The organism is Rhizobium sp. SVR5-9E (genome assembly GCF_056755095.1).
Window position 1 is genome coordinate 1 of sequence record NZ_JBNDHS010000681.1, and the last position, 240, is coordinate 240.

Here is a 240-nt window from a genome sequence, read left to right on the forward strand (position 1 = left end):
GAAATGTATTGCTCAATTCGTTTCCGAACGTACTTTTCTTGAATGCCATATTGTTCAGAAACCGTACTGCACTTTTCTTAATGCCCCTCATGACAAATTCCTGACCATCCTGAGCCTTCAGTCTCAGACTGTTTGACTGGTTTCCGCCTCCTTCCCTAAAAGGTGTATAGCCGCCGTCGAGCGTTGAAATGTTGGCTGTAGGAGCTTCTATCGGCATTCCGTAATACTTTCGGTAATGGT

General features: G+C 45.0%; 1 protein-coding gene. It reads right to left on the bottom strand.

Annotated features, from left to right (window positions below):
• The coding region (locus ACPYOJ_RS36545; RefSeq protein ID WP_481420563.1) for a hypothetical protein at positions 1 to 217 on the bottom strand (217 nt) is incomplete at its 3' end.
• Positions 218 to 240: the final 23 nt, after the last annotated feature.